Source organism: Bordetella holmesii (assembly GCF_020735985.1).
GTDB classification, from domain to species: Bacteria; Pseudomonadota; Gammaproteobacteria; order Burkholderiales; family Burkholderiaceae_B; genus Bordetella; species Bordetella holmesii.
This window is the reverse complement of sequence record NZ_CP085973.1, coordinates 3,551,524-3,576,848: the sequence shown is the minus strand read 5'-3', so window position 1 is coordinate 3,576,848 and position 25,325 is coordinate 3,551,524. Positions and strand designations below refer to the sequence as shown.

28 protein-coding genes are annotated in these 25,325 nt (G+C 63.7%); 11 read left to right on the top strand and 17 right to left on the bottom strand.

All coding sequences use genetic code 11. From position 1 onward, the window contains the following. Positions 1-108: 108 nt before the first annotated feature. From LK440_RS17225 to xerC, 5 genes are read left to right on the top strand one after another with little or no spacing between them, the layout of a single operon-like run. Positions 109-963 carry a lysophospholipid acyltransferase family protein gene (locus LK440_RS17225; protein ID WP_025341263.1) on the top strand — a complete coding sequence of 285 codons (855 nt, stop codon included), beginning with the start codon at positions 109-111 and terminating at the stop codon, positions 961-963. Then, complete coding sequence (locus LK440_RS17220; RefSeq protein ID WP_005016962.1) at positions 960-1,853, top strand: lysophospholipid acyltransferase family protein; 894 nt, start codon at positions 960-962, stop codon at positions 1,851-1,853. Before LK440_RS17225 ends, LK440_RS17220 begins: the two co-directional genes overlap by 4 nt. A gap of 22 nt (positions 1,854-1,875) precedes the next feature. Further along, the gene (dapF, locus tag LK440_RS17215; protein ID WP_005016964.1) at positions 1,876-2,772 is read left to right on the top strand and encodes a diaminopimelate epimerase; all 897 of its coding nucleotides are present in this window, start codon (positions 1,876-1,878) and stop codon (positions 2,770-2,772) included. 24 nt (positions 2,773-2,796) lie between these two features. Beyond that, a complete protein-coding gene (locus LK440_RS17210; RefSeq protein ID WP_005016967.1) occupies positions 2,797-3,465 on the top strand; it encodes a DUF484 family protein in 669 nt (222 codons plus the stop codon). Between the two features lie 6 nt (positions 3,466-3,471). After that, positions 3,472-4,440 carry a tyrosine recombinase XerC gene (gene xerC, locus LK440_RS17205; RefSeq protein WP_005016969.1) on the top strand — a complete coding sequence of 323 codons (969 nt, stop codon included), beginning with the start codon at positions 3,472-3,474 and terminating at the stop codon, positions 4,438-4,440. Between the two features lie 5 nt (positions 4,441-4,445). Here the strand turns inward: xerC and LK440_RS17200 are convergent, their stop codons facing one another. The 6 genes from LK440_RS17200 to LK440_RS17175 all read right to left on the bottom strand — a co-directional run bounded on the left by LK440_RS17200 (position 4,446) and on the right by LK440_RS17175 (position 10,737). Further along, entirely contained in the window at positions 4,446-6,491 is a 2,046-nt protein-coding gene (locus LK440_RS17200; RefSeq protein ID WP_005020238.1) for a TonB-dependent receptor domain-containing protein, read from the bottom strand. An 86-nt stretch (positions 6,492-6,577) separates the two neighbouring features. Beyond that, a complete protein-coding gene (locus LK440_RS17195; protein WP_005016972.1) occupies positions 6,578-7,519 on the bottom strand; it encodes a nickel/cobalt transporter in 942 nt (313 codons plus the stop codon). Beyond that, positions 7,516-8,181 carry a DUF1007 family protein gene (locus LK440_RS17190; RefSeq protein ID WP_005016975.1) on the bottom strand — a complete coding sequence of 222 codons (666 nt, stop codon included), beginning with the start codon at positions 8,179-8,181 and terminating at the stop codon, positions 7,516-7,518. The genes LK440_RS17195 and LK440_RS17190 overlap by 4 nt, the downstream gene beginning before the upstream one ends. Beyond that, positions 8,142-9,149 carry a metal ABC transporter substrate-binding protein gene (locus tag LK440_RS17185; protein WP_005016977.1) on the bottom strand — a complete coding sequence of 336 codons (1,008 nt, stop codon included), beginning with the start codon at positions 9,147-9,149 and terminating at the stop codon, positions 8,142-8,144. Before LK440_RS17185 ends, LK440_RS17190 begins: the two co-directional genes overlap by 40 nt. A gap of 2 nt (positions 9,150-9,151) precedes the next feature. After that, positions 9,152-10,027, bottom strand: coding sequence for a metal ABC transporter permease (locus tag LK440_RS17180; protein ID WP_005016979.1), 876 nt, complete (start codon positions 10,025-10,027; stop codon positions 9,152-9,154). Beyond that, a complete protein-coding gene (locus tag LK440_RS17175; protein ID WP_169512618.1) occupies positions 10,024-10,737 on the bottom strand; it encodes a metal ABC transporter ATP-binding protein in 714 nt (237 codons plus the stop codon). Before LK440_RS17175 ends, LK440_RS17180 begins: the two co-directional genes overlap by 4 nt. Before the next feature lie 217 nt (positions 10,738-10,954). Between LK440_RS17175 and LK440_RS17170 the strand changes: the two genes are divergently transcribed. From LK440_RS17170 to hslU, 5 genes are all read left to right on the top strand, one after another. After that, a complete protein-coding gene (locus tag LK440_RS17170; RefSeq protein WP_017685723.1) occupies positions 10,955-11,455 on the top strand; it encodes a Fur family transcriptional regulator in 501 nt (166 codons plus the stop codon). 359 nt (positions 11,456-11,814) lie between these two features. Further along, a complete protein-coding gene (locus tag LK440_RS17165) occupies positions 11,815-12,924 on the top strand; it encodes a CobW family GTP-binding protein (RefSeq protein WP_005016990.1) in 1,110 nt (369 codons plus the stop codon). Between the two features lie 121 nt (positions 12,925-13,045). Next, entirely contained in the window at positions 13,046-13,510 is a 465-nt protein-coding gene (dksA, locus tag LK440_RS17160; RefSeq protein ID WP_005016992.1) for an RNA polymerase-binding protein DksA, read from the top strand. A gap of 152 nt (positions 13,511-13,662) precedes the next feature. After that, positions 13,663-14,217, top strand: coding sequence for an ATP-dependent protease subunit HslV (hslV, locus tag LK440_RS17155; RefSeq protein ID WP_005016994.1), 555 nt, complete (start codon positions 13,663-13,665; stop codon positions 14,215-14,217). 11 nt (positions 14,218-14,228) lie between these two features. Continuing rightward, on the top strand, positions 14,229-15,563 hold the full coding sequence (gene hslU / locus LK440_RS17150; RefSeq protein ID WP_017685724.1) for an ATP-dependent protease ATPase subunit HslU: 1,335 nt from the start codon (positions 14,229-14,231) through the stop codon (positions 15,561-15,563). Between the two features lie 62 nt (positions 15,564-15,625). On the opposite strand, the gene LK440_RS17145 is transcribed toward hslU, so the two are convergent. Continuing rightward, positions 15,626-15,931 (bottom strand): copper-binding protein, encoded by a 306-nt coding sequence (locus LK440_RS17145; protein ID WP_005017000.1) that lies wholly within the window; start codon positions 15,929-15,931, stop codon positions 15,626-15,628. 186 nt (positions 15,932-16,117) lie between these two features. On the opposite strand from LK440_RS17145, the gene LK440_RS17140 reads away from it, so the two are divergent. Further along, the gene (locus tag LK440_RS17140) at positions 16,118-16,681 is read left to right on the top strand and encodes a cob(I)yrinic acid a,c-diamide adenosyltransferase (protein WP_005017004.1); all 564 of its coding nucleotides are present in this window, start codon (positions 16,118-16,120) and stop codon (positions 16,679-16,681) included. A 47-nt stretch (positions 16,682-16,728) separates the two neighbouring features. On the opposite strand, the gene lipA is transcribed toward LK440_RS17140, so the two are convergent. From lipA to LK440_RS17090, 10 genes are all read right to left on the bottom strand, one after another. Further along, positions 16,729-17,730 (bottom strand): lipoyl synthase, encoded by a 1,002-nt coding sequence (lipA, locus tag LK440_RS17135; protein ID WP_005017005.1) that lies wholly within the window; start codon positions 17,728-17,730, stop codon positions 16,729-16,731. A gap of 53 nt (positions 17,731-17,783) precedes the next feature. Next, a complete protein-coding gene (gene lipB, locus LK440_RS17130) occupies positions 17,784-18,455 on the bottom strand; it encodes a lipoyl(octanoyl) transferase LipB (RefSeq protein WP_005017008.1) in 672 nt (223 codons plus the stop codon). A gap of 9 nt (positions 18,456-18,464) precedes the next feature. Further along, positions 18,465-18,740: a YbeD family protein gene (locus LK440_RS17125; RefSeq protein WP_005017011.1), complete on the bottom strand. Its 276-nt coding sequence runs from the start codon at positions 18,738-18,740 to the stop codon at positions 18,465-18,467. Between the two features lie 54 nt (positions 18,741-18,794). Beyond that, on the bottom strand, positions 18,795-19,661 hold the full coding sequence (locus tag LK440_RS17120; protein WP_005017012.1) for a D-amino acid aminotransferase: 867 nt from the start codon (positions 19,659-19,661) through the stop codon (positions 18,795-18,797). Between the two features lie 95 nt (positions 19,662-19,756). Further along, the gene (locus LK440_RS17115; protein ID WP_025341266.1) at positions 19,757-21,028 is read right to left on the bottom strand and encodes a D-alanyl-D-alanine carboxypeptidase family protein; all 1,272 of its coding nucleotides are present in this window, start codon (positions 21,026-21,028) and stop codon (positions 19,757-19,759) included. Positions 21,029-21,164: 136 nt separating this feature from the next. Continuing rightward, entirely contained in the window at positions 21,165-21,812 is a 648-nt protein-coding gene (locus tag LK440_RS17110; RefSeq protein WP_005017017.1) for an alpha/beta hydrolase, read from the bottom strand. Positions 21,813-21,843: 31 nt separating this feature from the next. Continuing rightward, the gene (locus LK440_RS17105; RefSeq protein WP_227944746.1) at positions 21,844-22,434 is read right to left on the bottom strand and encodes an ABC-type transport auxiliary lipoprotein family protein; all 591 of its coding nucleotides are present in this window, start codon (positions 22,432-22,434) and stop codon (positions 21,844-21,846) included. Positions 22,435-22,438: 4 nt separating this feature from the next. Beyond that, positions 22,439-23,365 carry an MlaD family protein gene (locus LK440_RS17100; RefSeq protein ID WP_005017020.1) on the bottom strand — a complete coding sequence of 309 codons (927 nt, stop codon included), beginning with the start codon at positions 23,363-23,365 and terminating at the stop codon, positions 22,439-22,441. Further along, on the bottom strand, positions 23,352-24,179 hold the full coding sequence (locus LK440_RS17095; RefSeq protein WP_005017022.1) for an ABC transporter ATP-binding protein: 828 nt from the start codon (positions 24,177-24,179) through the stop codon (positions 23,352-23,354). Before LK440_RS17095 ends, LK440_RS17100 begins: the two co-directional genes overlap by 14 nt. Further along, on the bottom strand, positions 24,179-25,267 hold the full coding sequence (locus tag LK440_RS17090; protein WP_005017024.1) for an MlaE family ABC transporter permease: 1,089 nt from the start codon (positions 25,265-25,267) through the stop codon (positions 24,179-24,181). Before LK440_RS17090 ends, LK440_RS17095 begins: the two co-directional genes overlap by 1 nt. Between the last annotated feature and the right edge of the window lie 58 nt (positions 25,268-25,325).

Below are 25,325 nucleotides of genomic sequence, written 5' to 3'. Positions count from 1 at the left end.
TCAGGCATTTTAGGCGAAAATGGGTATCCGGGCGAAGCAACCCTGCTGGCCGTAGCGTTTTTGCGGACGGACCCACGGGCCTGCCGCGCCGTTTTCGACAACGACTACATGCTGCTCGCTTTTTTCCGCTTCATTGCCCTGTTGCCGCTGCCTGTACTGCAGGCGTTCGGGCGGAGTCTGGGCAAGCTGGCTTATGCCTGGCCAGGCAAATACCGGCAGCGCCTCAAAGCCAATGCCGCGCAAGCGGGTTACCCGCAGGCGGCGTTCGCGCGCCGCGCGGCCGGCCAGATCGGCGCGAGCATGCTCGAATCACCCTGGATCTGGTTTCGCGAAAAAGACAGTCTGAACCGCATCCATCTTGACGAGGCGAACCGCGCCGTCCTGGAGACGACCCTGGCCGAGCAACGCGGCACGGTATTTCTCACGCCGCATCTGGGCTGTTTTGAGGTCATGGCCCGCTATCTGGCGCAGAAGGTCGCGCTGACGGTCATGTTTCGCCCGCCGCGCAAGGCCATTCTGGCTCCTTTGCTGGAGACCGCGCGCAACAACTCGGCGGTACGCGCCGTTCCCGCCAATATGCAGGGTGTCCGCGAATTCGTGCGCGCTCTGCGTCGCGGCGAGGCCGTGGGACTGTTGCCCGATCAGGCGCCGGGCCAGGGCGAAGGCGTCTGGGCGCCGTTTTTTGGCCGCATGGCCTACACGGTCACCCTGCCCGGCAAACTCGCCGGGCAAACGCGCGTGCCCATCGTACTTTGCGCGGCGCAGCGCCTGCCCCGTGGCCAAGGCTGGCAACTGCACTTTGTTCGGGTACCGGAACCGCTGCCCGACGACCCTCAGGCTCAGGCCACGCTGCTCAACCACAGCATGGAAGCATTGATCCGCCGTTGCCCCGATCAGTATCTCTGGGGCTATAACCGATATAAGACCCCGCGCGGCGCACCCCCCGCCCCCACAGCCCCATGAGTTCCGATTTCAAAACCCGTGCCCTGACCGGGCTGCTGCGCTGGTTCGCCGGCATGAGTCCCCGAGCGCGGCAGCGTGCTGGCGCCTGCGCAGGCTGGCTGGCCCTGCATCTGGCCAAATCGCGTGTCCATATCGTGCGGCGCAACCTGGAAATCTGCTTCCCCGACGAAAGCCCGCAGACGCGGCAGCGCTGGACCCGCGAACACTTCCGCGCGCTGGGCCAATCCATCGTCGACCGGGGAGTACTCTGGTACGGCAGCCCCGATGCCATACGCGAGATGGTCACCGTCAGTGGCGCCGACACCATCAATATGCTGGCCGCCTCCGGACGGCCGGTCATTCTTCTGGCACCGCATTTCATCGGACTGGATGTCGCCGCCACCCGCCTGACCATGGAAGTTCCCAGTGGCGCGACCATGTACACGCCACAAAGCGACGCGGCCGTCGATGCCATCGTGCGGGCCGGCCGCATGCGATTCAACGAGGTTTTCCTTGTCAGCCGCAAAGATGGAGTGCGCGACCTGATACGCCATTTCCGCCAGGCCCGGCCCGTGTATTACCTGCCCGACATGGATTTCGGCCGCAACGGCTCGGCCTTCGTGCCCTTTTTTGGCGTGCCCGCCGCCACGCTGGTCGCGACAGCGCAATTGGCGCGCAAGTGGAATGCCGCCGTGCTGCCCATCCTCGACTTCTGGGACCCAGCCTCCGGCCGCTATCACGTCGAAGTCCTCCCGCCGCTGGCCGATTTCCCCGGCCAAGACAGCCTCGAGGATGCGACGGCGCGCCTGAACCGCGAGTTAGAAAGCTGGATCCGCCGCTGCCCCAGCCAGTACTACTGGGTGCACCGGCGTTTCAAAACACGCCCCGAGGGCTCGCCCAAGCTCTACTAGCCCGGCTGCCAGATGGTTGGGAATGGGTGATAATCCCGGCATGATCTGGAACTTCACCAAAATGCATGGCGCCGGCAACGACTTCGTCGTGCTCGACGGCGTTCGCCAAACCATCGAGATGACGCCGGAGCGCGCGCGCGCTCTGGGCGACCGGCATTTCGGCGTCGGCGCCGACCAGATATTGCTGGTCGAGCGGCCTACCCGCCCCGACGCCGACTTTCGCTACCGGGTTTTCAACAATGACGGCAGCGAGGTCGAGCATTGCGGCAACGGCGCGCGCTGCTTCGTGCGCTTTGTGCACGAGCAGGGCTTGAGCGAGAAGAACCCGCTGCGCGCGGAGATCGTCAGCGGCGTCATTCTGCTCGACGAAAGCGAAGACGGACAGGTAACCGTGGATATGGGATCGACGTGCTTCGATCCGGCGGCGCTACCCTTCGATGCCCACGGCCTGACCCAGCGCTCGCAGGGGCAGGATACGCTCTACACCCTGCCGCTTGACGGCGCCGAGGTGGAAATCTCGACCGTGGCCATTTCCAACCCGCACGCCGTGCAGGTGGTCGCCGATGTCGCCACAGCAGCCGTGGCCCGTCTGGGCCCGCAAATCGAATCGCATCCCCGCTTTGCGCGCCGCGTCAATGCCGGTTTCATGCAGATCATCGACCGCCACGCCATCGCGCTGCGCGTCTACGAACGCGGCGCGGGCGAGACCCTGGCTTGCGGCACCGGGGCCTGCGCGGCCGTGGCTGCCGGCATCCGCGGCGGCCTGCTCGACAGTCCCGTGCGCGTGCAAACCCGCGGCGGCGTGCTGACCATTGCCTGGGACGGCGCCCAACTGCGCATGACCGGCCCGGCCCAGTCCGTATTCCATGGCCAGATCGATATCGACAAACTGGTCTTTTCCATGGCGCTGAATCGCTGAGCGCAACGCATCCATCAAGGCGACATGACCACCAACGATCCCAGCGCGCAGGATATTGCGCATTTTCTGCAGGAACACCCGGCGTTCTTCGATGAGCACCCGACCGTGTTCGCCAATCTGCACGTTCCCAACCCCCATGGCGGGCGGGCGATATCGCTGGCCGAGCGGCAGATTCTCACGCTGCGCGAGCGCAATCGCAGCCTCGAATGGCGTCTCAATGAGTTGGTGCGTAACGCCGGCGACAACGAGACCATCGCCCAGCAGGTGACCGCCTGGTCGGCTCGCCTGCTGCGCGAAACCGACGCAGCACGCCTGCCGGCCGAGATCACACTGGGCCTGGCCGAGCAGTTCAATCTGGATCACGCCGGCTTGCGTCTGTGGAATCTGCCCGGCCTGCCGGCCGAGGGCCAACACGGCTATGGTGCAGCCGTCTCCGACGACGCCCGTACCTTTGCCGATAGCTTGAAAACGCCCTATTGCGGCAATGACACCGGGTTCGAGGCTGTCCGCTGGCTCGATAGCACCCCCAAGTCGCTGGCTCTGGTGGCGCTGCGGCTGCAGGCAGACGCCCCCAGCGTCGGCCTGCTGATTCTGGGCTCCGACGACGCCGCGCGCTTTACGCCCGAGATGGGTACTGCGTTTCTCGAAACCATCGGCCAGCTCGCCTCGGCCGCGCTGCATCGTCTGGCCTGAGGCCCTATGACCGAGGATGCCGCGCCACTCTTTGCCTGGCTGCGGCATTTGCAGACGCAACGGCGCTACGCCGAGCACACCCTCTCGGCCTACCGCCGCGATCTCCAATGCCTGGCAGACGTCGCGCAAAAGCATGGCGTGCCGCTGGCCGCCCTGTCGACGGGCCACATCCGCCAAGCCATCGCTCGCCTGCACGCTCAAGGCCTGGGGCCGCGCAGTCTGGCGCGCCGGCTGGCGGCCTGGCGGGGTTTCTATCATTGGTGGGCGCCGCAAGCGGGGCTGCCGAGCAACCCGGTAGCCGGCGTCCGGGCCCCCAAAGCGCCCCGGGCGTTACCCAAAGCCTTGTCTGTGGATCAGGCTCAAGCATTGCTAGACCACGCGCCGGCAACGTTGGCCCGCGACCCGGCTGGCCTGCGTGATCACGCCATGTTCGAACTGCTCTATTCCAGCGGCCTGCGCCTGTCAGAATTGGTGGGACTCGATACGCATTATCAGCGTGATGCGGGTGAGGATCCGCGCGGCTGGCTTGATCGGGCCGAGGCAGAAGTCATTGTGCTGGGCAAGGGCGGTAAACGGCGCACCGTGCCGGTGGGCAAGGCCGCGCTGGATGCGCTGGATCAATGGCTTGCGGCGCGCGGCACGTTGTTGGCAGCCACCACACCGGCGGCCGATCAGCACGCGCTTTTTCTGGGCGCGCGCGGCGCCCGCATCTCGCCGCGCGTGGTGCAACAGCAATTGGGCCGGCTGGCCCAAGCCGCAGGCATGCCGGCGCATGTCCACCCCCATGTGCTGCGCCACAGCTTTGCCAGCCATGTACTGCAATCCGCGCAGGATCTGCGCGCCGTGCAAGAGTTGCTGGGGCATGCCAACATCGCCACCACCCAGATCTACACACGGCTGGATTTCCAGCACCTGGCCAAAGTCTATGACCAGGCCCACCCACGCGCCAACCGCAAGCCTGGCGGCAAAGACTGAGCGTCTCAGTACGTCATCCGCACGCCCAGCAATACCGAGCGCCCGGGCAGCGGCGCCGAGGTGGCCAAGAACGAAGCGTGGTTATAGGCCAGCTTGTCCAACAGGTTGTTGCCGCGCAGATAAACGTCATACTGCGCGCCAGCGGCCTTGAAGCGATAGCTGACCACGGCGTTGACCAGTGAATAACCCGGCGTTTCGCTCTCATAGCTGGCGATGTCTTTCTGGCGGAATACATAAGTATACTCCACCCCTGCGGACCACTGCTGCCATTTGACGTTGGCGCGCGCACCCAGCCGTGCCGCGGGGATACGCGGCAGATTGCCCTGGCCGCCCGTCAGTTTGCCGCGCACATAATCGCCAAACACGCCGGCAGAGAACAACGGCGAGAACTGATGATTGATCTGGCCTTCCACGCCGGTGAACTCTGCGTCCTGCTGCGAGTACTCAATGAGGCGGAAGTCTTCGAAACGATCCAGCGTATCGGCGTATATATAGTTTTTGACCCGGTTGTGGAATGCGCTCAGGCTCAACGTCGTGTCGCCCTCGTGCTTGCGCAAGGTCAGATCAATATTGCGCGACGTCTCGCGATCGAACCTGGCATTGCCAATTTCGTAGGTGTTGGTGGCCAGATGCACGCCGTCGGCGTAGAGCTCCTGCGCCGACGGCAGACGTTGCGAGCGCGACACCGACAATGCCAACGAATAGCGAGGGGCGAAATCCCAGATCGCCGCAGCCGACAACGACGTGCCGGACAGCCGGGACTTCTCGAGGTGGCCTGCCGGTGAAACGCTTTGCCAGTCCTGACGTGCACCGGCCTCAAAACGCCAGTCGGCCAGACGATATTCTTCGAGCAGAAAAATTCCATTGGCGCGCGTCTTGCTGCGCGGCAGGAATGCCTCCTCGCCGTCGGCGCGAAAATCGCTGAAGGCCGTCTGCACGCCGATGACGCCACGCAGTCCCATCCACGGCTTATGCTCCAGCTCCAGCCGGGCGTCGATGCCTTCATTTCTGAAGCGCGTCCCCACCGCGCCGCCCTCGATCTCGTCATGCTGATAGTCGGTCAGGCCGCTGCGAAAACGCAGCTTGCTGAACCCAGGCAAGGGATCGAGATACTCGGCGCGCAGATCGACCCGATTGCTGCGCAACTTGACGTAGGGAATATCTCCGCCGGCGGCATGATCGTGATCGTGCCCGTGATCATCGTCGTCATGATCGTGTCCGCCGCAGTGCAGATGGTCACCATGAGGGTGGCAACTCTCGTACTCGTGGTTGTGCCCTGGCAGCCCATACTTGCTATCTATGTGCGTGAACGCCACGCCAATGTAGCCGCGCGGGCCTATCCACGACATCCCGACCGACCCCTGCGTAGACTCGCTATACGAGCCGGCTAGTTTGCCGCCCGGCCAATCGGGCACGTCGTAATCGCTGCTGCGCCGCTTCAGGCCCTCTACACGAACCACGAACGCGTCCGTGCCACCGGTGATACCGATGACGCCGGCGCGCTCTTTGGTGCCCGTGGCTGCACGCAACTCTGCCTCGGCCGACAGGCCGGACTCTGGTTTTTCAGTAGGGATGCGCTTGTCCAACACATTGACCACGCCACCGATGGCCCCCCCGCCATACCGCAGCGTAGCCGGACCGCGCAGGACCTCGATGCGATCAGCCAGCAAAGGTTCTATGGTGGTGGCGTGATCCGGTGAAATCGCCGATGCATCCATCAACTGCGAGCCATCGGACAGCACGCTCACGCGCGGGGCCGTCTGACCACGAATGACGGGTCGGCTGGCCCCACCACCAAAGGTGTCGGCGTGCACACCAGGAAGACCATTGAGCGTATCGCCCAGCGTGCCCTGCCGGCGCTGCGCAAGCTCCTGCCCATCAACAACGGTGACCGGCAGCGCCGTGTTGCTCGGATCCTGTCCAAGCAGATCGGCCGAGACGGCAATGGGATTCAACGTCGTGGCGGCCGTTTCGCCGGTCTGAGCCAGACCGGCGGGGGAGGCAAACGCCATGACGAGCGCGACATGACATGGGCGCGGGGAGAACTTCATTCCTCTTTTCCTAATGTTATATCATTTCAGTTAAGGGTCAGAATGATATAACATATCAAAAACTAGGCAAGAGGGGTGCGGTAAATTCAGCCGCCGCTGGCGATCTGCCCGCCCAGCAGTAGTATGCCCAGCAGCAGCACCGCCAGCGCAGCCAGCGCTTCAACGGCGTAACGCAAGCGCGCCACCAACGGCGGCGACAACCGTGACGAAGCCGTCAGCGCGTCGCGCGACCACACCGCTATCATGGCCAACACAGCCACGGTCAGCCCGGTGCCCAGGCCCATGGCCATGGCCGCGACCACGCCCGCGCTGAATATTCCCTGCGACAGCGCGAAAACCAGGACGATCAGCGCGCCACTGCACGGACGCAGGCCCACCGCCGCAATCGCCGTCCACGCTCGCCGCCAATCCAAGCGGCCGGCCATCAGCGCCAGAGGCGGCACGTGCCCACATCCGCACGTAGCGTGATGCAAATGCCGGCTGCCACCTTGCTCGGCCAGGAACCAAGGGCGCAGGGCTTTGGCCCACACCAACCACGCACCCAGCACCACGATCAGTCCGTGCGAAGCGAGCTCCAGCCATTGCGTGCCCGCGTTCATGACGTGGGCCGTCACGTTGAACAGACCTGCCAGTATGGCTACCATCAGAATCGCCACCACCGCCTGCAGCAGCGCGGACATCAAGGCCAGGATGGCGCCATTGCGCGCGCTTTGATGATTGGCCAGAACGAACGCCGAGATGACGGCCTTGCCATGGCCCGGCCCCAGCGCATGAAATACGCCGTAGGCAAAAGAAAGGCCAACCAGTACCCACGAACCCTCGTGCTGCCAGGCACGCACGGCCGCCGTCAACTGGCGATAGAAATGAGACTGCCAGACGGAGATCTGGGCAAACCATTGCGCCAGCCAGCCCGTTGACGGCGGCGCGCTCTCGGGCACGGCAAAGGGATGGGACTGCGCCCAGGCAGACGCGCCCGTCAGCAGCAACGCCGCTGTCAACACAACGGCCAGCCACGCCCTACCCTTCATGAGCAGCGCAACTCATTGCGGTGCGTCAACCCCTTGGTGATGGCAAACAGCTCATCAGGCAAGGTGTCTACATCGGAAGGGATCGACGCCAACTGTTGCATGGTCTTCCAATCCAACGCCTGTGGCGGCCGGTAGGTCTGCCGGCAGTTGGCGGGCGCATCAGTCAGCCGCCAGGCTTGCGGCGCGTCGAAGGCGTAAGCCACGAAATACGTGGGGTCGAAGATATCGATGCTCAGTCCGTCCGCGCCCGGCGCGACCGGGTGTTTGAGTGGCAACGTAAAAGACAGCGACAGACGCTGGCCGTCCCAGCGCACATCGCTGTCCACCGGTGCGCCAAACGCCAACGGCGCCCCGCCATGCGTGACGCGAGTGAAGTAGTGCGAGATGGGCTCGCCCAACGCCTTCATCCAATCTTGCGCCATGCTTTTGCGCGTGCTGGCCGCCAGGCCGCCATCGCCTTCGCGAGGCAACCCTTGGGTCGCATAAGCGCCAAACATTTCGTCGAACTGCCAGGTCTGCCGCAGGGCAGACACTCTGCCCTGTGCGTCAAAGATGACTTCTGCCTGCGCGTCTATCCACATATGCGGATGCGCCCAGCCCGTCAACGGCACTGCCGCCAAGATCAGGGCCGCAAGGCTGCGGCCAATTGCTGCACATTCCATTCAAACATTCCCAGATAGGTCGCCCCGGGCTGGCCCGGCTTGGCCAACGCATCGGAATAAAGCGTACCACCCAGCCTGGCGCCCGACTCGCGTGCGATCTGCTCGGCCAGGCGGGAGTTGCCGATATTCTCGATAAATATGGCCGGCACCTGCTCCTGTTTGACCCGTTCGATGACTGCGGCAAAACCCGCAGCCGAGGGTTCCGACATCGTCGACAAACCGAACACGGGGACGAAGCGCACTCCATAGGCGTCGCCAAAATACCCGAAAGCATCGTGCGTGCTGACCACCTTGCGTCGCGCCTCGGGGATGGCAGCGAAGGTCTGCACGGCCTTGCTCTGCAATGCCTGCAGTTTTGCGACGTAGGCATCCGTGCGCTGGCGATAGCGCTCGGCGTGGGAGGGATCGGTCTGAGCAAGGGCGCGGCCGATGTTGCGGGCGTAAATCATGCCATTGCGCAGATCCTGCCAGGCGTGCGGGTCCTGCGTCCCATGGTCATGACCATGAGAGTGTGCGTGGCCGTGGTCGTGGTCGTGGTCGTGGTCGTGGTCGTGGTCGTGGTCGTGGTCGTGGTCGTGGTCGTGGTCGTGGTCGTCATCATGATCGCCGCCTGCGGCCTGGGCAAACGCGCGCGGCTTGACGCCTTCGGAGGCGATGACCTGCTGCCCTTTGAAACCCGACGCCTGCACCAAGCGGTCCAGCCAAGGCTCGAAACCCAGACCGTTAACGACCAACAGCCCGGCCCCAGCAAGCTTGCGCGAATCGGCCGCGCTGGGCTCGAAACCATGCGCATCACCGTCGGCGCCGACCAGAGTCTGGACCTCGACGTCCGGGCCGCCAATCTCGCGGGTCATGTCCTGCAGAATCGAAAAACTCGTCACTACCTTCAGTGGCGCAGCCAAGACTGCCGCCGCAGGCAGAATCGACAGAGCGGCAATCAATGCACAACGTGCCCAGACAGGCTTCATAGTCACACCTCTTTGGAAAAGACCCGCCCAGGCTTGCGGCGCAACAAGCCGCCTTGCGGGCCGAGCATCAAGGAAAGGAGATAGATCAGTCCGGCCGACAGGATGATGGCCGGCGAGGCTGCCAGATCGAGATGGAAGGACGCCACCAGACCGACCCACGAGGCCAGAGCAGCCAGGCCGATGGCCAGCGGCATCTGCGTGGCCACCCGCGGCGCCCAGAAACGGGCCGCCAGCGCAGGCAGCATCATCATGCCCACCACCATCAGGGTGCCCAGTATCTGAAAGCCTGCGACCAGATTCACGACGACCAGCGCCAGGAAACCAAAATGCGCCAGCCAGCCACGGCCGCCGGCGGCCCGCAGAAACCCTGGGTCGAAACACTCGGCCACCAATAATCGGTACAGCAACGCAAGACCGAACAAGGTCAGCGTGCTGACGATGCCAGCCAGCCAAAGTGCGTCATCGCCCAGACCCAGCACGGTGCCGAACAGCACGTGCAGGAGATCGACATTGGAGCCGCGCAGCGACACCAGCAGCACGCCCAGCGCCAGCGAGATCAGATAGAACGCCGCGAAACTGGCGTCCTCACGCAGGGGCGTCAAGCGTGTCACGAGTCCGGACAAAAGCGCCACGGCCAAGCCGGTGGCGATGCCTCCGGCCATCATGGCGCCGAGCGACAGCCCTGCCAGCAGATAGCCCGCGGCCACGCCAGGCAAAATGGCGTGCGACATGGCGTCACCCATCAGGCTCATGCGCCGCAAGACAAGAAACACGCCCAGGGGCGCGGCACCAAACGCCAGCGCCACGGCGCCGGCCAGCGCTCGCCGCATGAAACCAAAGTCAAAGAACGGCGCGGCCAGCGCTTGCCACAGACTCATGTATACCCCAGATGCAGTTGACCGTGCGCAAGGCGCTCGGGCGCCAGCACCGTGGCCGTGGGGCCCCAATCCAGCACCCGTCCCGACAACAGCAGCGTTTGGGTGAAATACTCTTTAACCAGCGCCATGTCATGCAACACCGCGATGACGCTGCGGCCTTCGGCATTCAGGGCGCACAACAGCGCCATGATCACGCGCGTGGTCTGCCCGTCGACCGCCGCGAAAGGCTCGTCGAGCACCAGAATCGGTGCATCCTGCATCAGCAAACGCGCAAACAAAACCCGCTGCAGTTGCCCGCCCGACAAGGCCTGCAAGGGCCGTGCAGCCAACTGCTCCAGCCCGACCCGGCGCAACGCCAGATGGGCGCGGGCTGTCTCGTCGCCAGACACGGCCCGCCAGGCGCCGGTGCGGCGCCAGCCCCCCAGCACGACGGCATCGAGCACGGAAATCGGGAAATCCCGGTCCAGTTCGGCCGCCTGAGGCAGCCAGGCGACGGACGCCGGATCGCGCCGCACCTGTCCAGTCATGGGTGCCAGGACGCCGGCCAATCCCTTGACCAGCGTGGACTTGCCCGCGCCATTGGGCCCGACGATGGCCGTCATGCAGCCCGCCGCAAAGCGGCCGCTGACCTCTCGCACTGCCGGCTGGCCGCGCCAGCCGAAGGAGGCGCCCTCGAGCTCGATGGCCGCCGGTCTCAGAACATGGCCCATGCGAGCAGGCTCCAGATCAAAAGGCTGGCCGCCACCGCCCACGCCATGCGCCAGAGCACGCCATGGCGTAGAAGAGAGGAGGAAGAAAACAGGGACATAAAGCAAGTGCGATGCTAGTTCTAATATGTTATATCATACCAAATATGGTGACCGGCCCCGCTGCGCGAAGTTTTCTGATACCTTCGCCTCATTCCTGAACCGCCCCGGTCCCTCTGATATGTCAGCCCCTGCCCGCAACAGCCGCGCCGACGACGTCGGCGAGCAACTCCGCCTGGCCGAATCGCTCTGCGCCGAACGTGGCCGCCGGCTGACTCCCATCCGGCGCAAAGTCCTGGAGTTGCTGCTCACCCACGGGCGCAGTCTCAAAGCCTATGAGCTGCTCGACGCCATGCGCGCCGTGCATCCGGGCGCCGCGCCCCCCACGGTCTACCGCGCGCTGGACTTCCTCATGGACGAAGGGCTCATTCACCGTCTTGACGCGGTCAATGCCTGGACGGCCTGCCACGATGCGGCCGGCGCTCCGCACGACTTGCTAGTCGTCTGTACGGGTTGCGGTGCCGTCGCCGAGGTGAGCGACCCGGCCATGAGCCGGCAATTGGCCGAGCGCGTGGCCCAGACCGGGTTCGCCCTGGCTACGCACGAGACCGAAATCCGCGCGCTGTGCCCCCAATGCCAGAAAAATGCTCCCCCTGCGCATGGGCACCATCACCACCACTAGTCCGTCCCCTCTTGCAATGGCGGGCTTTGCCCCCATTTGCGGGAACTACCCGAGATTGGCTGCCTAAGGGCCGCGATCTGCGCCAAAAAGGACGCTAGGGCTGTTACGGGGTTTGCCCCTGGCAGCCGACTGTGCTGTAATCCTGCGTCCGGTCGCGATTGGCTGCTCTGAGCAGACCATCTCGGCAGCCCCAACTCAAGCCGCGAGTTGCCGCATATTACGTCGCAGGCGAGGGCTGGAATCGCGCAGGGAGATCCCTTCGCCCAGCCAGCCGCAGGCGGCGGCTCTACCGACAGGCAAACGCCCGTCGGGCAAGCACTTTGCCCACTTCGCAGCCGATTTAAGCATCCAGCATCGCCATGAACACCTCGCGCAGTTTGGACAAAATGGTTCCCGTCACCATCCTCACCGGCTTTCTCGGTGCAGGCAAGACCACCCTGCTCAAACGCATTCTTACCGAGTTTCACGGTCGCCGCGTTGCGGTCATCGAAAACGAATTCGGGCCCGAGAGCATCGACAACGATCTGCTGGTGCAAGACAGCGATGAGGAAATCATCGAGCTGTCCAACGGCTGCGTATGCTGCACCGTGCGCGGCGATCTGATGCGCACGCTCAACGAGTTGCGCGTCAAGCGCGAAGCGGGCCAGCTCACGTTCGAGCGCGTAATCATCGAGACCACGGGCATGGCCAACCCCGGCCCCGTCTGCCAGACCTTCTTCATGGACGACGATATCGCCGAGTATTACCGCCTGGATGCGGTGGTCACGGTGGTCGATGCCAAGCACGGCATGGCGACGCTGGACGCCCAGCCCGAAGCCCAGAAGCAGGTCGGTTTCGCCGACCGGATCCTGGTGTCCAAGCGCGATCTGGTCAACGACGCCGACTACGAAGCCCTGCGTGCCCGGCTGCTGCGCATCAATCCGCGCGCGCCGATCACGCCGGTGCATTTCGGCGAGGTCGAACTGAAGTCCATCATCGACATCAGCGGCTTTAACCTGAACTCCATCCTGGACATCGACCCGGACTTTCTGGCCGATGAGCACCCGGATGCCAAGCATGACCACGATCATCATGATCACGGCCATGGCCACGATCACGATCATGATCACGACGGTGACTGCGGCGCGCATTGCAACCACGCCCACCACCATCATCATCACCAGCACGACGACAAGATCGGCGCTTTCGTGTTCCGCTCCAACAAACCCTTCGATCCGGCTCGTCTGGAAGAATTCCTGGGGGGAGTGGTGCAGGTATACGGCCCTGACCTGATGCGTTACAAGGGCATCTTGTACATGAAGGGCATCAATCGCCGCATGCTGTTCCAGGGTGTGCACATGATGATGGGCGCCGAACCCGGCAAACCCTGGACGGCGGCCGAAAAGCCGTCGACCAAGATGGTCTTCATCGGCCGCAAACTGCCGCAGGAGATTTTCACCCGCGGCCTCGAACAGTGCCTGGTGGGCTGAAAGCCCATCCCGGACCGACCCCGAACCGTACTGCAAGGAAAACCTTAGCGCCAGTACACAACCGGCCTGCCGGGCGGCACCCAGGGTGCCGCTACGGATCGATTCATAGTGGAGTGTTTTCATGGCTACGAAGGCAGCAACCAAGAAATCAAGCAAGTCGACGAGCGATACGGCGATTGATCTGCCCAGCGAAGAAGAATTGCTGGCCATGCCGGAGTCCGACTATATGAACGAGCGTCAGTTGGCGTTCTTCAAAGAGCGGCTCAAACAACTCGAACAGGACATCCTGGCCAACGCCGGGGAAACCACCGAGCACTTGCGCGAAACCCAGTTCGTCCCCGACCCGGCCGACCGCGCGACCATCGAAGAAGAACACGCTCTGGAATTGCGCACTCGTGACCGCGAGCGCAAGCTGCTCAAGAAGGTGCAACAGGCGATCGCCCGCATCGACAGCGGCGAGTATGGCTGGTGCGAAGAAACCGGCGAACCCATCGGTGTGCCACGCCTGTTGGCTCGCCCGACCGCCACGCTGTCGCTGGAGGCGCAAGAGCGCCGCGAAATGCGTCAGAAGCTATACGGCGACTGAGCCTTCTGCCAGGCTGCCCGAAGGGCTATGCGGGTGCAAACCGGCATGGCCCTTTTTCTTTGCTCGTCGCCGGAGAAAAACGGGCTTCATCAATCCCCGCCTTGAAAAGCAGGACGGGTGCCCCCAGATAGATCCTTCAAAGGAAGGAAAGCATGGAACAATTTCACGCCACCACCATTGTGTGCGTCCGCCGCGGCAACCATGTCGCACTGGGCGGAGACGGCCAGGTGACCCTGGGCAATATCGTCATCAAAGGCACGGCTCGCAAGATACGCCGCCTCTACCATGACAAGGTCCTGGCAGGCTTTGCCGGCGCCACTGCCGATGCCTTCACGCTGCAAGAGCGCTTTGAAGCCAAGCTGGAAAAACACCAAGGCCATCTGATGCGTGCCGCAGTCGAGCTCACGCGCGACTGGCGCACCGACCGCGTTCTGCGACGCCTCGAGGCCATGCTGATCGTGGCAGATACCGACCACACGCTGGTGCTTACCGGCAATGGCGACGTACTCGAACCCGAGCATGGTCTGGCGGCCATCGGCTCCGGCGGCGCCTACGCGCAATCGGCCGCGCTGGCGTTGCTGCGCAACACGGAGCTGCCGCCCGAGGTCATCGTCAAGCAGTCGCTGGAGATTGCCGGCGACCTGTGCATTTACACCAATCAAAATCACGTGATTGAGACGCTTGGCGGCCAGACCCGCCCCGCCTGAGGACCCAAGCCATGTCCGCATCGAACATGACACCCGGAGAGATCGTCTCCGAACTCGATAAATTCATCATCGGCCAGAATCGCGCCAAACGTGCGGTTGCCGTGGCCTTGCGTAACCGCTGGCGCCGCCAGCAGGTCGCCGAACCGCTGCGCCATGAGATTCATCCCAAGAACATCCTGATGATCGGCCCGACCGGCGTGGGCAAGACAGAAATCGCCCGCCGCCTGGCCAAGCTGGCCAACGCTCCCTTCATCAAGATTGAAGCCACCAAGTTCACCGAAGTGGGCTATGTGGGCCGTGACGTCGACACCATCATCCGCGATCTGACCGAATATTCGATCAAGCAGACTCGCGAAATCGAAATGCGCCGTGTGCGCAGCCACGCTCAGGACGCCGCCGAAGATCGCATCCTCGATGCGTTGGTGCCTCCGGCGCGCAATGCCATGGGCGAGCCACAACGCGACGAGAGCAACGCTACGCGGCAGACATTCCGCAAGCGGCTGCGCGAGGGATCGCTCGATGATCTCGAAATCGAGATCGACATCGCGCAGCCCATGCCGCAAATGGACGTCATGACGCCGCCTGGCATGGAAGAAATGGCCGAGCAGCTGCGCGGCATGTTCGCCGGCCTGTCACGCGACAAGACCAAGCCCAAGAAGATCAAGGTCAAGGAAGCCTTCAAGCTGATCATCGACGAAGAGGCGGGCAAGCGTGTCAACGAAGACGACCTGCGCGCCGCAGCCATCGCCAATGTTGAGCAAAACGGCATCGTCTTTCTGGACGAAATCGACAAAATCGCAGCACGCCAGGAAAGCGGTGGCGCCGACGTTTCGCGCCAGGGGGTGCAGCGTGATCTGTTGCCGCTGGTCGAGGGCACGACGGTCAACACCCGCTACGGCATGGTGCGCACCGATCACGTCCTGTTCATCGCATCGGGGGCGTTTCATCTGTCTCGCCCCTCGGACCTTATCCCCGAGCTGCAAGGCCGCTTCCCCATCCGGGTCGAGCTCGATTCGCTCTCGGCCGAGGACTTCGTGCGCATTCTCTCGGAAACCGACGCTTCGCTGGTCAAGCAATACACCGCGCTGCTGGCCACCGAAGATGTGCAGCTGGAGTTCACCGAGGACGGCATCAAACGTCTGGCCGAGCTGGCCTTCTCGGTCAACGAGCGCACGGAAAACATTGGCGCCCGCAGGCTTTACACCGTGATGGAAAAACTGCTGGAAGAATTGTCTTTCGATGCGGCCGCCAACGGCGGTCAGGCCATCAGGATCGATGCGGCCTACGTCGAGACTCAACTCTCGGAAGCCGCAGCAAGCCAGGATCTGGCCCGCTACGTACTCTGACGCGCATCGTTGCCTCCAAACCCTGGCTTCGCAACGAGCCAGGGTTTTTCTTTTGCCCGGAACTACTTCGTGATTTCGGTCACCACGTACTTGCCATCCTTGCGGCTGGCCGTGAATCTGACTTTGTCGCCCGGCTTGAGATGGTTCAGCAGCGCAGGGGCAGCCTGGTAGACCAGCGTCATGGCTGGCAAATCAAGGGCACTGATCGCATCGTGCTTGAGCGTGACCGTGCCGGCCGACGCGTCTACGCGTCGGACTTCACCGCTGGCCTGAGCGGTTTGCGCCAACACCTGCGGGCTGGCCAGACTGACAAAGGCCATGGCCGTCGTCATGGCCATGGACATGGTGTATTTGCGTGAAAACGCCATAGTGTTACCTCCTGCCGGGCCCTGTGTGGACCCTCAACGCCAGGATACCGCGAACGCGGCTCCCGCAATCCGCACGAAACGCTGCCAAGCAATGCGATTCGCAACAGTCATGTCAATCCACTGCACACCCTAGAATAGCGGACTTCCGGGGGGATTCCCCCGCCTTAACCCCGCAAGGACTTACCCATGGCAAACCGCCTCTCCGTCATCGCCACCCGCACCGGCGACGATGGCACCACCGGGCTTGGCGACGGCAGCCGCGTCGCCAAGGATGATGCCCGTATCGTCGCGTTGGGCGATGTCGATGAGTTCAACAGTGCACTGGGGCTGCTGCGTTGCGAACCACTGCCTGAGGAGGTGTCCGCCGATTTGCTGACCATGCAGCACGATCTGTTCGACATGGGCGCGGAACTCTGCATCCCGGGTCATACTGCGCTGTCCGAAGCGCAGGTGGCCTTTCTGGATGTTCGGCTGGCCTTCTACAACGCGGCGTTGCCGGCGTTGCGCGAGTTCATCCTGCCCGGTGGATCACGGGCCTCGGCGCTGGCCCATCTCGCCCGCACGGCCGCGCGGCGCGCAGAGCGCTCGGTCATCACCTTGTCAGCCCAGGCCGCCGTCAACGCGCCCTTGCGGCAATACCTGAATCGCAGCTCTGATCTTATGTTCGTCCTGGCGCGCTATCTCAACCAGGCAGCCGGCCAGACCGACGTCTACTGGAGCAGCCGACACTCACGTGTCAGTCCGGACTGAAATGCGACATCGCCCCGTGGGGCGATGTCGCATGGGGCTGGCGCAGGTCAGTTGACGCCAGCGGCGTGAGCCTGTTCATCGGCGTGATAGGACGATCGCACCATCGCGCCCACAGCCGCGTGGCTAAAGCCCATGGCGTAGGCCTCGCGCTCGAACATGGCGAACGTATCGGGATGCACATAACGCAGCACCGGGAGATGATGCTCGGACGGCTGCAAATACTGTCCGATGGTGATCATGTCCACGTTATGCGCCCGCATGTCACGCATGACATCAAGAATTTCTTCGTCGGTTTCGCCCAGACCCAGCATCAGGCCGGATTTGGTGGGCACATCCGGATGCAGGAGCTTGAAATCAGCGAGCAGCTTGAGCGAGTGCATATAATCCGAACCCGGCCGGGCCTGCTTGTACAGACGCGGCACGGTCTCGAGGTTGTGATTCATCACGTCCGGAGGACCGGCATTCAGGATGCCCAGCGCGCGATCCAAGCGGCCGCGGAAGTCCGGCACCAGCACCTCGATGCGGGTGGAGGGCGAGAGATCACGAATTCTAGTGATGCATTCGACAAAATGCGCCGCACCGCCGTCACGTAGATCATCGCGATCCACCGAGGTGATGACCACATACGAAAGCTTGAGCGCCGCGATGGTCCGAGCGAGATTTTCAGGCTCTTGCGCATCGAGGGGGTCGGGGCGGCCATGGCCCACATCACAGAAGGGGCAGCGCCGCGTGCACTTGTCACCCATGATCATGAAGGTGGCCGTACCCTTGCCGAAGCACTCGCCTATGTTGGGGCAGGAAGCTTCTTCGCAGACGGTGTGCAGATTGTGCTCACGCAGGATGCGCTTGATGTCGTAGAACCGGGAGCCCGGCGCGGCGGCGCGCACGCGGATCCATTCGGGCTTCTTCAGACGTTCGGCAGGGACGATCTTGATGGGGATGCGAGCCGTCTTGGCCTGCGATTTCTGCTTTTGCGTAGGATCGTAGGCAGACACAGCGGAGGTGCTGGTGTCGTTCGAGGACTGACTGGCATCAAGCGGCGTGGACATGGGGCACCCTCTGGGCCGCCGCGGGCGTGACGGCCAGGAACAAAAAAGGCATTCTACTCCCCCGTCACCGGCGCGCCCGCCGCAGGTGTCTGCGCGCAAAAACGGCTCAGGCGTGCGACCAGCTCATCGGCCAGCGCCTGCCCCACTTCGCGTGGGCTACAGGATACGCCACAGGACGCCATGTCCGTGGTGCGCAGCCCTTCATAGCCACAGGGGTTGATACCGGAAAATGGCGCCAGATCCATGGCCACGTTCAAGGCCATGCCATGGTAGGCGCATCCATTGCGTACTTTTATACCAAGCGCGGCGATCTTGGCGGCGCGGCCATCCGACTGCTCGACGTAGACGCCCGGCGCTCCCGTGCGGCGCACGGCCGTGATCCCCGCTTGCCGCAGCACGGCAATGGCCGCCTCTTCAAGCAAGAACACATAGTCGCGCACATACATGCCGGCCCGGCGCAGATCGAACAGGCTGTACGCCACGATCTGTCCGGGGCCGTGATACGTCACCTGGCCACCGCGATCACAGCGCACCACCTCGATACCCGCGGGATTCAGGATATGTTCTTCACGCCCGGCCTGACCCAAGGTGTACACCGGGGCATGCTCGCACATCCAGATCGCATCCCGCGTGACGGGCGATCGACTCGCGGTAAAGGCCTGCATGGCCTGCCAGACCGGCGCGTAGGCCGCGCCCGGGTCCAGCCAAGCAATGTCGACGGGCATACCCACGGCTTACAGGACGATGGACACCATAGGGTGGCCATGCAGCGCCCGGTACAGCGCATCGAGCTGCTCGCGCGAGACGGCGCGCACCGTGAACGTCAACCCCATATAGTTGCCGCCCTTGCTGGGCCGCATCTCGACGGAAGCCGGATCGAAGTCGGGGTCGAACTGCAGCACGACGCCGGTCAAGGTCTGGGCGAAATCCGGATGCTGCTTGCCCATCACCTTGATGGGGAAGTCAGACGGATATTCGATAAGAGAATCTTCGGGAGGGATGTTCATCATCAGCGTTCGCCTTACCGCCGGATGGCACGCCGGCCATCCGGCCTGAGGCCGCGATCAGAGCGCGGCGATACGGGCATCATAACCCGCGCGCAATTGACGATAAATGGGTCCGGGCTTGCCGTCTCCCACGGGCTTGCCATCAATGCGTGTCACGGCCAGGACTTCCTTGGTGGCCGATGTCACCAGGACTTCTTCGGCGCTTTCGACTTCGGCCCGCGCTATGCGACGCGCCTCGAAGCTCACACCGGCCGCTTCGGCCAGCTCCGCCATCAGGCCGTAGCGGATGCCTTCAAGAATGAGGTTGTTCTTCGGCGGGGCCAGAAGCTTGCCATCGCGCACAATCCAGATATTGCTGGCCGAGCCTTCGGTGAGAAAGCCGTCACGATACTGAATCACCTCATCCACGCCCGCTTCGACCGCCTGCTGGCGGGCCAGCACATTGCCCAGCAGCGAAACCGACTTGATCTCGCAATGCAGCCAGCGTTCGTCTTCGATCGAAATCACGGCCACGCCCTGGTCGCGTTGCTTGGCCGAAGGCGGCACCAGCGGCGTGACCATGGCGAAGACGGTGGGCGTGATGGCCTGCGCGGGAAAAGCATGGTCGCGTTTGTACACGCCACGCGTGATCTGCAGATAGACGAGGCAATCCGGGCTGGGAGCGGCAGCAATGAGCCGCTCGATCACGGCGGTCAGCGCCGCGCGATCCATTGGCATGGGGATGCGGATGGCAGCCAGGCTGCGCTCCAGACGCTGGAAGTGCTCGGCCATGCGGAAGGGCTTGCCCTGGTAGGCAGGCACGACTTCGTAGATACCATCGCCAAAAATAAAACCGCGATCCAGGACCGAAATTTTGGCCTGGTCGGCGCGGGTGAACTCGCCATTGAGATACACCAGGCTCTCGCCCGGCATGCCCGGAATCATGAAAAGCTCCTAGAAGGAAGATGACCCTGGCGAACGGAGATTTCCGTTCGCCACTCACATGTCGGACATAGCTTACACCCGCGCGGGCGGACTTTTTACTGGAACCAGCGCTTGACGGTATCGGTCATGCGGCCGAAGAAACCGGCGCGCTCGACATCCTCTTGAACGACCAACGGCTCGGAACGCAGAACCTTGCCATCGAGGGTCAATTGCAGCATGCCGACTTGCTGGCCCTTGACCAAGGGCGCGACCAGCGGATCGGTCCGCTGGGCAACGGGCTTGATCTCACTGCCCTTGCCACGCGGCACGGCCAGCCAGATGGGGTTGGGCGGCCCGAGCTTGACGTTCTCGGCCTTGCCCTCCCAGACACGCGCATCCAGACCAGGCTGGCTCTTGTCGTAGAGTTTGACCGTATCGAAGTTCTGGAAGCTCCAGTTCAGCAGTTTGAGGCTTTCTTCGGCCCGGGTGGACTCACTGTCGGCACCCACCAGCACGGTCAGCACACGGCGATCGCCGCGCAGGGCGGTCGACACCAGGCAAAAACCCGCTGAATCGGTATGGCCGGTTTTCATGCCGTCCACCGAGGGATCGGCCCAAAGCAGACGATTGCGATTGGGCTGAGTGATCTTGTTGTAGGTGTAGCTCTTTTGCTTGTAGTAGTGGAAGTACTCGGGATGATCGGCCACCAGATGGGTCGCCAGCGTGGCCAGATCCCGCACCGTGGTGATGTGCTGCGGATCCGGCAGCCCGGTCGCATTCATGAAGTGCGTGCCCTTCATTCCCAGGCGCTCGGCCTGTTCGTTCATGAGAGCGGCAAATGCCGTCTCGCTGCCACCCACGGCTTCGGCCAGCGCCACGGACGCGTCATTGCCCGACTGCACGATCATGCCCTGGATGAGCTCGTCGGCGGTGACCGGCTTGCGCGGCTCGATGAACATGCGCGAGCCACCCGTGCGCCAGGCGTGCTCGGACACCGGCACCTGCCGCTCCAGCGTCAGACGTTTTTCGTCGAGGGCGTTGAACACGACATACGCCGTCATGATCTTGGTCAGCGAGGCAGGCTCGACTTTCTGATCGGGGTTGGAAGCAGCAAGCACTTGGCCGCTGTTGACATCGACCGTGATCCAGGCGCGCGCCGCAACCGTCGGTGCGGGCACCGAAGCCAAGTCGCCGACGGCGACCACGGAATCTGCCACCGCTGCCGTGGCCGGCGCGGACATGGAGGCCGCAGGCGAGACGGCCGCCGGCGTCTGTTGCTGCGCCATGACAGGCATCGAGCCGGCCAACATGACAGCCAGCACGGCACTCGAAATCACACGACGGGAAAATACGGTAGGAGCAAGGGCAGATTGGGACAAGGTCTTTATCGGCTATGAAGTTCAGAGAGGGCCGGCCGCGCGCACGGCGGCCACAACAATTATAGGCAGCCTATCCGACTGTCTCGAACGCGAAACGTTCCTCACGCGCCGCGAACATGCAACCTGATGCAACGTGCGGAAAATTTCAGCGCAATGCCAGCTTCAGCCGTTGTGCGACCAAGTTGCGCAAGGTGATGAGCTTGCCGTGAAAAAAATGCGAGGCACCGGGAATCACGACGATGGGCAAGTTGCGCGGCCGCGCCCAGTCCATGGCTTCGGCAAGCGGCACGACTTCGTCGATCTCGCCATGTACGAGCAGCGTCTCTTCAGGCAGCTCGACCTCGCGGAATTGAAACCGCCCCACCGCAGGGCCCATCAACATGAGCGCCGCGGGCGACGCCTGCTGCTCGGCCAGCGTGGCGTAGACTTGCGCGGCCACGGCCGTGCCAAAGGAAAAGCCGCCCAGCACCCAGGGTGCGTTCGCCAACCCGGGCAGGGCTTCACGGATCTGCGGAATCAGGCCCAGCATGTCGGCCGTTTCGCCGACCGCGCTGTCGAACTCGCCTTGGGATGCACCGACACCCCGGAAATTGGGGCGCACCACCACAAGCCCGGCACTCGTGCATGCCCGGCCTATCGTGGTGACCACCTTGTTGTCACGCGCGCCGCCGTGCAGCGGATGCGGGTGCAACACCAGCGCCCAGCCCTTGGGGTCGCCATCGGGGTAATCGACGGCGCATTCAATGCGCCCGGCCTCGCCGGTAAACGCGAGGATGTCGGTGTGTGCAAGCATGGGGCGATCCGGACAGAAGCAAAACGCGATGTTAACGGGCGATGGGACGCAGTACCGTGGGCAGCCAGGCCGCCAGACTCTCGGCCGCGGAATCCGTGGCCAGACGCAAAGCCGCGACACCGCCGCTGGCGTCCTGCGATGGCGCGGCCGCCTCGGCAGCGAAGCGCCGTTGCCCCAGAATCTTGCCATCCTGCAACACGACGGCCTGCAACACGACCTGTCCCTGGCTGGATGATCCATCGGCAGCGAAGACCTGCTCAAAGCGCGTGAGGGTGACGCGCAGTTGTGGTGCCCCGGTGCCACCGCCATCGCTGAGCACGGCACCTTCGTGCGAGAGTCTTTCCTGCAGACGCTGGCGAACCAGGCTGGCTGGCGGCTCGCTCCAGCGAAAGCCCGCATAGGCCTTGGGCGCCGTGCTGTCGGCGACTCGCCAGATCACTCCCGTATCGCTGAGCGAAGGCGCGGCCGAAAAGGCCAGGACGATAGGCGCGCGCGCTGGCAGTTGCACGCTGGCGGTCGGCTCCGGCCCAAGGTCAAACAACGCAGCCTGGGGTGCCACGCGCCCCACACTGCAACCGCCCAGGACCAAGGCCAGCACCGCCATGAGGCAGATTCTCTTCATGGATTTATCTCCTAAATCCGGCAAAACCGGGCTCGCCCGGACCGGGCTCGACAGGCGCGGGGCCGAACAGAATAGATTGGGGCGTATCACCCACCCGCCGTAAAGCGGACTGAGCGCTGCGCGCCGCGCCGGTGACCGACTGGGCCATATCCGTCATGGCCGGTAAGGTTTCACGATCCAGCCGCGCCGCTGCTCGCGCGATTTCCTGCAGGCTACGGCCTGCGGTCGACAGAGGACCGTCGGGCGCATTCAGACGCGCCAGCGACTGGTTGGCGGATTGCATCAGCGCGGCTGCCTCGCTCGATGTCTTATTCATCGAGTCGACCAAAGGCCCAAGTTTGCGCATGGCCGGGGCGAGGTCACGGCTGGCGTCCTTGAGCTGACTGCTGATGTCGGCGGCATTTTTAAGCGTCAGGCTCAACGCCTCGATATTGGCTGGACTCATGAGATGCCGCAATTCTTCGGCCGTGGTTTCGACCTTGGCCAGCAAGGCAGACCCCCGCTGCTCAAGGCGGTCGAAGAGTCCCGGCCTCAGGGGAATGTCGGGCGGCTGATCGCCACGGGCCACCAACAGCTCGGTCGACCCGCCGTTGTCACGCAGCTCGATAGTGGCCTGGCCGGTCACCCCCTGCACGCCCACTTCCGCCCAGGTCGAGGCGGTGATCGGCGTATTCGGTGAAACGCCAATGCGAATACGCACCTGCCCGGGCCGATGCGCATCGAGCATCAGCGACTGGACCTTGCCCACCGGCACACCCTGATAGCGCACGGTCGACTGCGCCGTCAGGCCGCTGACCGACGCCGAAGAGACGATGTCGTAGACCTTGACCGTCGAACGGTCGCGGCCAACCCAGATCGCCACCAGCGCGGCGGCCACGAGCAATACCAGAGTGAAGACTCCCGCCAGCAAGGCATGACTACGGTTTTCCATTGCCTGCTTCCTTTGGTGCAAGATCCCCAAGCGCGCGACGGCCGCGCTCGCCCAGGAAAAAACTTTGGATGAAAGGGTGGTCGATCTTCAGGATCTCGGCAACGGAGGCGCAAGCGATGACACGCTTGTCGGCCAGCACCGCCACGCGCGTGGCAAGCGCCAGCAGCGTATCGAGATCGTGGGTCACCATGACCACCGTGAAGCCGAGTTGCCGGTGCAGGCTGCGCACCAGATCGACGAATTCGTCAGAGCGCAGCGGATCGAGACCCGCCGTCGGCTCATCGAGAAAGAGCAGCTCCGGGTCCAGCGCCAGCGCACGTGCCAGCGCCACGCGCTTGATCATGCCGCCAGACAGGTCCGAGGGACTCTTGAGGGCGTCGCCCGCATTCAGGCCAACCATGGCCAGGCGGTACATTACGACATCCTGGATCAGATCCTCGGGCAGCGTGCGCAGCTCGCGCAGGGGCAAAGCGACGTTGTCGAACACGGACAAGGCAGAAAACAACGCACCGGCCTGAAACAGCATGCCCCAGCGCTCGGACAGCCGCCGGCGCTCCCGCATGCTCAGCGTGGTGATATCTCGTCCCAGGATGCGGATCTCGCCGCGGGCTGGCTGGCTCAATCCGATGATCTCCCGCAACAGCACCGTTTTGCCTGAACCCGAACCTCCCACCAGCACGAGTATCTCGCCGGGGTAGACGGTCAGATTGAGGTTGTCGTGCACGACATGGTCGCCAAAGGCCGTGCGCAGACCCGAGACCGAGATCACGGGCGTGAGGGTGAGGCAATCCTCAGGGATCAGGGGAGTATCCATCAGATCCCCATCTGGCTGAAAATCACGGCGTACAGGGCGTCGACCAGGATGACCCCGGTAATGGAGGTGACCACGGAAGTGGTCGTGCCGCGTCCAAGACTTTCGGTATTCGGCTTGATGCGCAGCCCGAAATGGCAGGCGACCAGCGCGATCAGGACGCCGAACGACACCCCTTTGAAAATCCCTATCCAGTAATTGGTGATGGTGATGGCGCCAGGCAGCGACTCGATGAACCATTGCGCTGAAATGCCCAACTGCATCTGCGCGGCCAGCATCCCGCCCATCAACGCCATGGCGTCGGTCCACAGCACCAGCAGGGGCATGGTCAGCGCCAGGGCGACCACGCGCGGCAGGATGAGCCGCTGGCTATGCGAAATACCCATCACGCTCATCGCATCGAGCTCTTGCGTGACACGCATCACGCCGATCTGAGCCGTGATGGCCGAGCCGGAACGACCGGCCACCAGAATGGCGGCAAGAACGGGGCCCAGCTCGCGCACGATGGACACGCCCAACAGGCGCACAATGAAGCGATCGGCACCGAAGATTTGCAGTTGTTGCGCGGACAGGTAAGAGAGCACCACACCAATGAGAAAACCGACCAGCGCGGTGATGCCCAGGGCTTGTGCCCCCGTGCGGTAGACCTGGGCGGAGATCTCACGCCAGGGGCCCCGCGAGGGGCGCAGTACGAGTCCGACGAAATCCAGCATCAGTTGGCCCAGCATGCGGACCAGCCGCATGCCGTTGTTGCCGGCGTCGAACATGGCCTGGCCGAGCGCGGCCAACCAGCCCAGGGCATCGGCGGACGGCTCGGGCGGCGCCGCGCCACCCGGATTGGAGGCCAGGGTGTCGAAAACCTCGCGTTGGCCTTCTGTCAGGCGCAGGCGGTCGGGCAAGCGCTCGCCCCAGGCGCGCCAAAGCACGTTGGCGCCGATGGTGTCCAGGCGTTCGATGCCTCGCAAATCCCACCGCGTATTGCCGTCGGTTTGCGCCAGGGCGTCGCGGCGGGCCTGAACCTGCCCACGAGCGCCGAGCGCCTGCAGGCTCCAGTCTCCTGCCAGGTACACCACGGCACCCTCCCTGCGCATGGGAGGCGCCTGGCAATCGCGGTCGGGCTGTCGTTGCTGGTGCATGGCGGGATGAAAA

Bases quoted from the DNA above. Each gene is read 5' to 3' on its own strand.
- LK440_RS17225 (WP_025341263.1), top strand. From the start codon at position 109: ATGCTGCTCGCTTTTTTCCGCTTCATTGCCCTGTTGCCGCTGCCTGTA.
- LK440_RS17220 (WP_005016962.1), top strand. From the start codon at position 960: ATGAGTTCCGATTTCAAAACCCGTGCCCTGACCGGGCTGCTGCGCTGG.
- dapF (WP_005016964.1), top strand. From the start codon at position 1,876: ATGGGTGATAATCCCGGCATGATCTGGAACTTCACCAAAATGCATGGC.
- LK440_RS17210 (WP_005016967.1), top strand. From the start codon at position 2,797: ATGACCACCAACGATCCCAGCGCGCAGGATATTGCGCATTTTCTGCAG.
- xerC (WP_005016969.1), top strand. From the start codon at position 3,472: ATGACCGAGGATGCCGCGCCACTCTTTGCCTGGCTGCGGCATTTGCAG.
- LK440_RS17200 (WP_005020238.1), bottom strand. From the start codon at position 6,491: ATGAAGTTCTCCCCGCGCCCATGTCATGTCGCGCTCGTCATGGCGTTT.
- LK440_RS17195 (WP_005016972.1), bottom strand. From the start codon at position 7,519: ATGAAGGGTAGGGCGTGGCTGGCCGTTGTGTTGACAGCGGCGTTGCTG.
- LK440_RS17190 (WP_005016975.1), bottom strand. From the start codon at position 8,181: ATGGAATGTGCAGCAATTGGCCGCAGCCTTGCGGCCCTGATCTTGGCG.
- LK440_RS17185 (WP_005016977.1), bottom strand. From the start codon at position 9,149: ATGAAGCCTGTCTGGGCACGTTGTGCATTGATTGCCGCTCTGTCGATT.
- LK440_RS17180 (WP_005016979.1), bottom strand. From the start codon at position 10,027: ATGAGTCTGTGGCAAGCGCTGGCCGCGCCGTTCTTTGACTTTGGTTTC.
- LK440_RS17175 (WP_169512618.1), bottom strand. From the start codon at position 10,737: ATGGGCCATGTTCTGAGACCGGCGGCCATCGAGCTCGAGGGCGCCTCC.
- LK440_RS17170 (WP_017685723.1), top strand. From the start codon at position 10,955: ATGTCAGCCCCTGCCCGCAACAGCCGCGCCGACGACGTCGGCGAGCAA.
- LK440_RS17165 (WP_005016990.1), top strand. From the start codon at position 11,815: ATGAACACCTCGCGCAGTTTGGACAAAATGGTTCCCGTCACCATCCTC.
- dksA (WP_005016992.1), top strand. From the start codon at position 13,046: ATGGCTACGAAGGCAGCAACCAAGAAATCAAGCAAGTCGACGAGCGAT.
- hslV (WP_005016994.1), top strand. From the start codon at position 13,663: ATGGAACAATTTCACGCCACCACCATTGTGTGCGTCCGCCGCGGCAAC.
- hslU (WP_017685724.1), top strand. From the start codon at position 14,229: ATGTCCGCATCGAACATGACACCCGGAGAGATCGTCTCCGAACTCGAT.
- LK440_RS17145 (WP_005017000.1), bottom strand. From the start codon at position 15,931: ATGGCGTTTTCACGCAAATACACCATGTCCATGGCCATGACGACGGCC.
- LK440_RS17140 (WP_005017004.1), top strand. From the start codon at position 16,118: ATGGCAAACCGCCTCTCCGTCATCGCCACCCGCACCGGCGACGATGGC.
- lipA (WP_005017005.1), bottom strand. From the start codon at position 17,730: ATGTCCACGCCGCTTGATGCCAGTCAGTCCTCGAACGACACCAGCACC.
- lipB (WP_005017008.1), bottom strand. From the start codon at position 18,455: ATGCCCGTCGACATTGCTTGGCTGGACCCGGGCGCGGCCTACGCGCCG.
- LK440_RS17125 (WP_005017011.1), bottom strand. From the start codon at position 18,740: ATGATGAACATCCCTCCCGAAGATTCTCTTATCGAATATCCGTCTGAC.
- LK440_RS17120 (WP_005017012.1), bottom strand. From the start codon at position 19,661: ATGATTCCGGGCATGCCGGGCGAGAGCCTGGTGTATCTCAATGGCGAG.
- LK440_RS17110 (WP_005017017.1), bottom strand. From the start codon at position 21,812: ATGCTTGCACACACCGACATCCTCGCGTTTACCGGCGAGGCCGGGCGC.
- LK440_RS17105 (WP_227944746.1), bottom strand. From the start codon at position 22,434: ATGAAGAGAATCTGCCTCATGGCGGTGCTGGCCTTGGTCCTGGGCGGT.
- LK440_RS17100 (WP_005017020.1), bottom strand. From the start codon at position 23,365: ATGGAAAACCGTAGTCATGCCTTGCTGGCGGGAGTCTTCACTCTGGTA.
- LK440_RS17095 (WP_005017022.1), bottom strand. From the start codon at position 24,179: ATGGATACTCCCCTGATCCCTGAGGATTGCCTCACCCTCACGCCCGTG.
- LK440_RS17090 (WP_005017024.1), bottom strand. From the start codon at position 25,267: ATGCGCAGGGAGGGTGCCGTGGTGTACCTGGCAGGAGACTGGAGCCTG.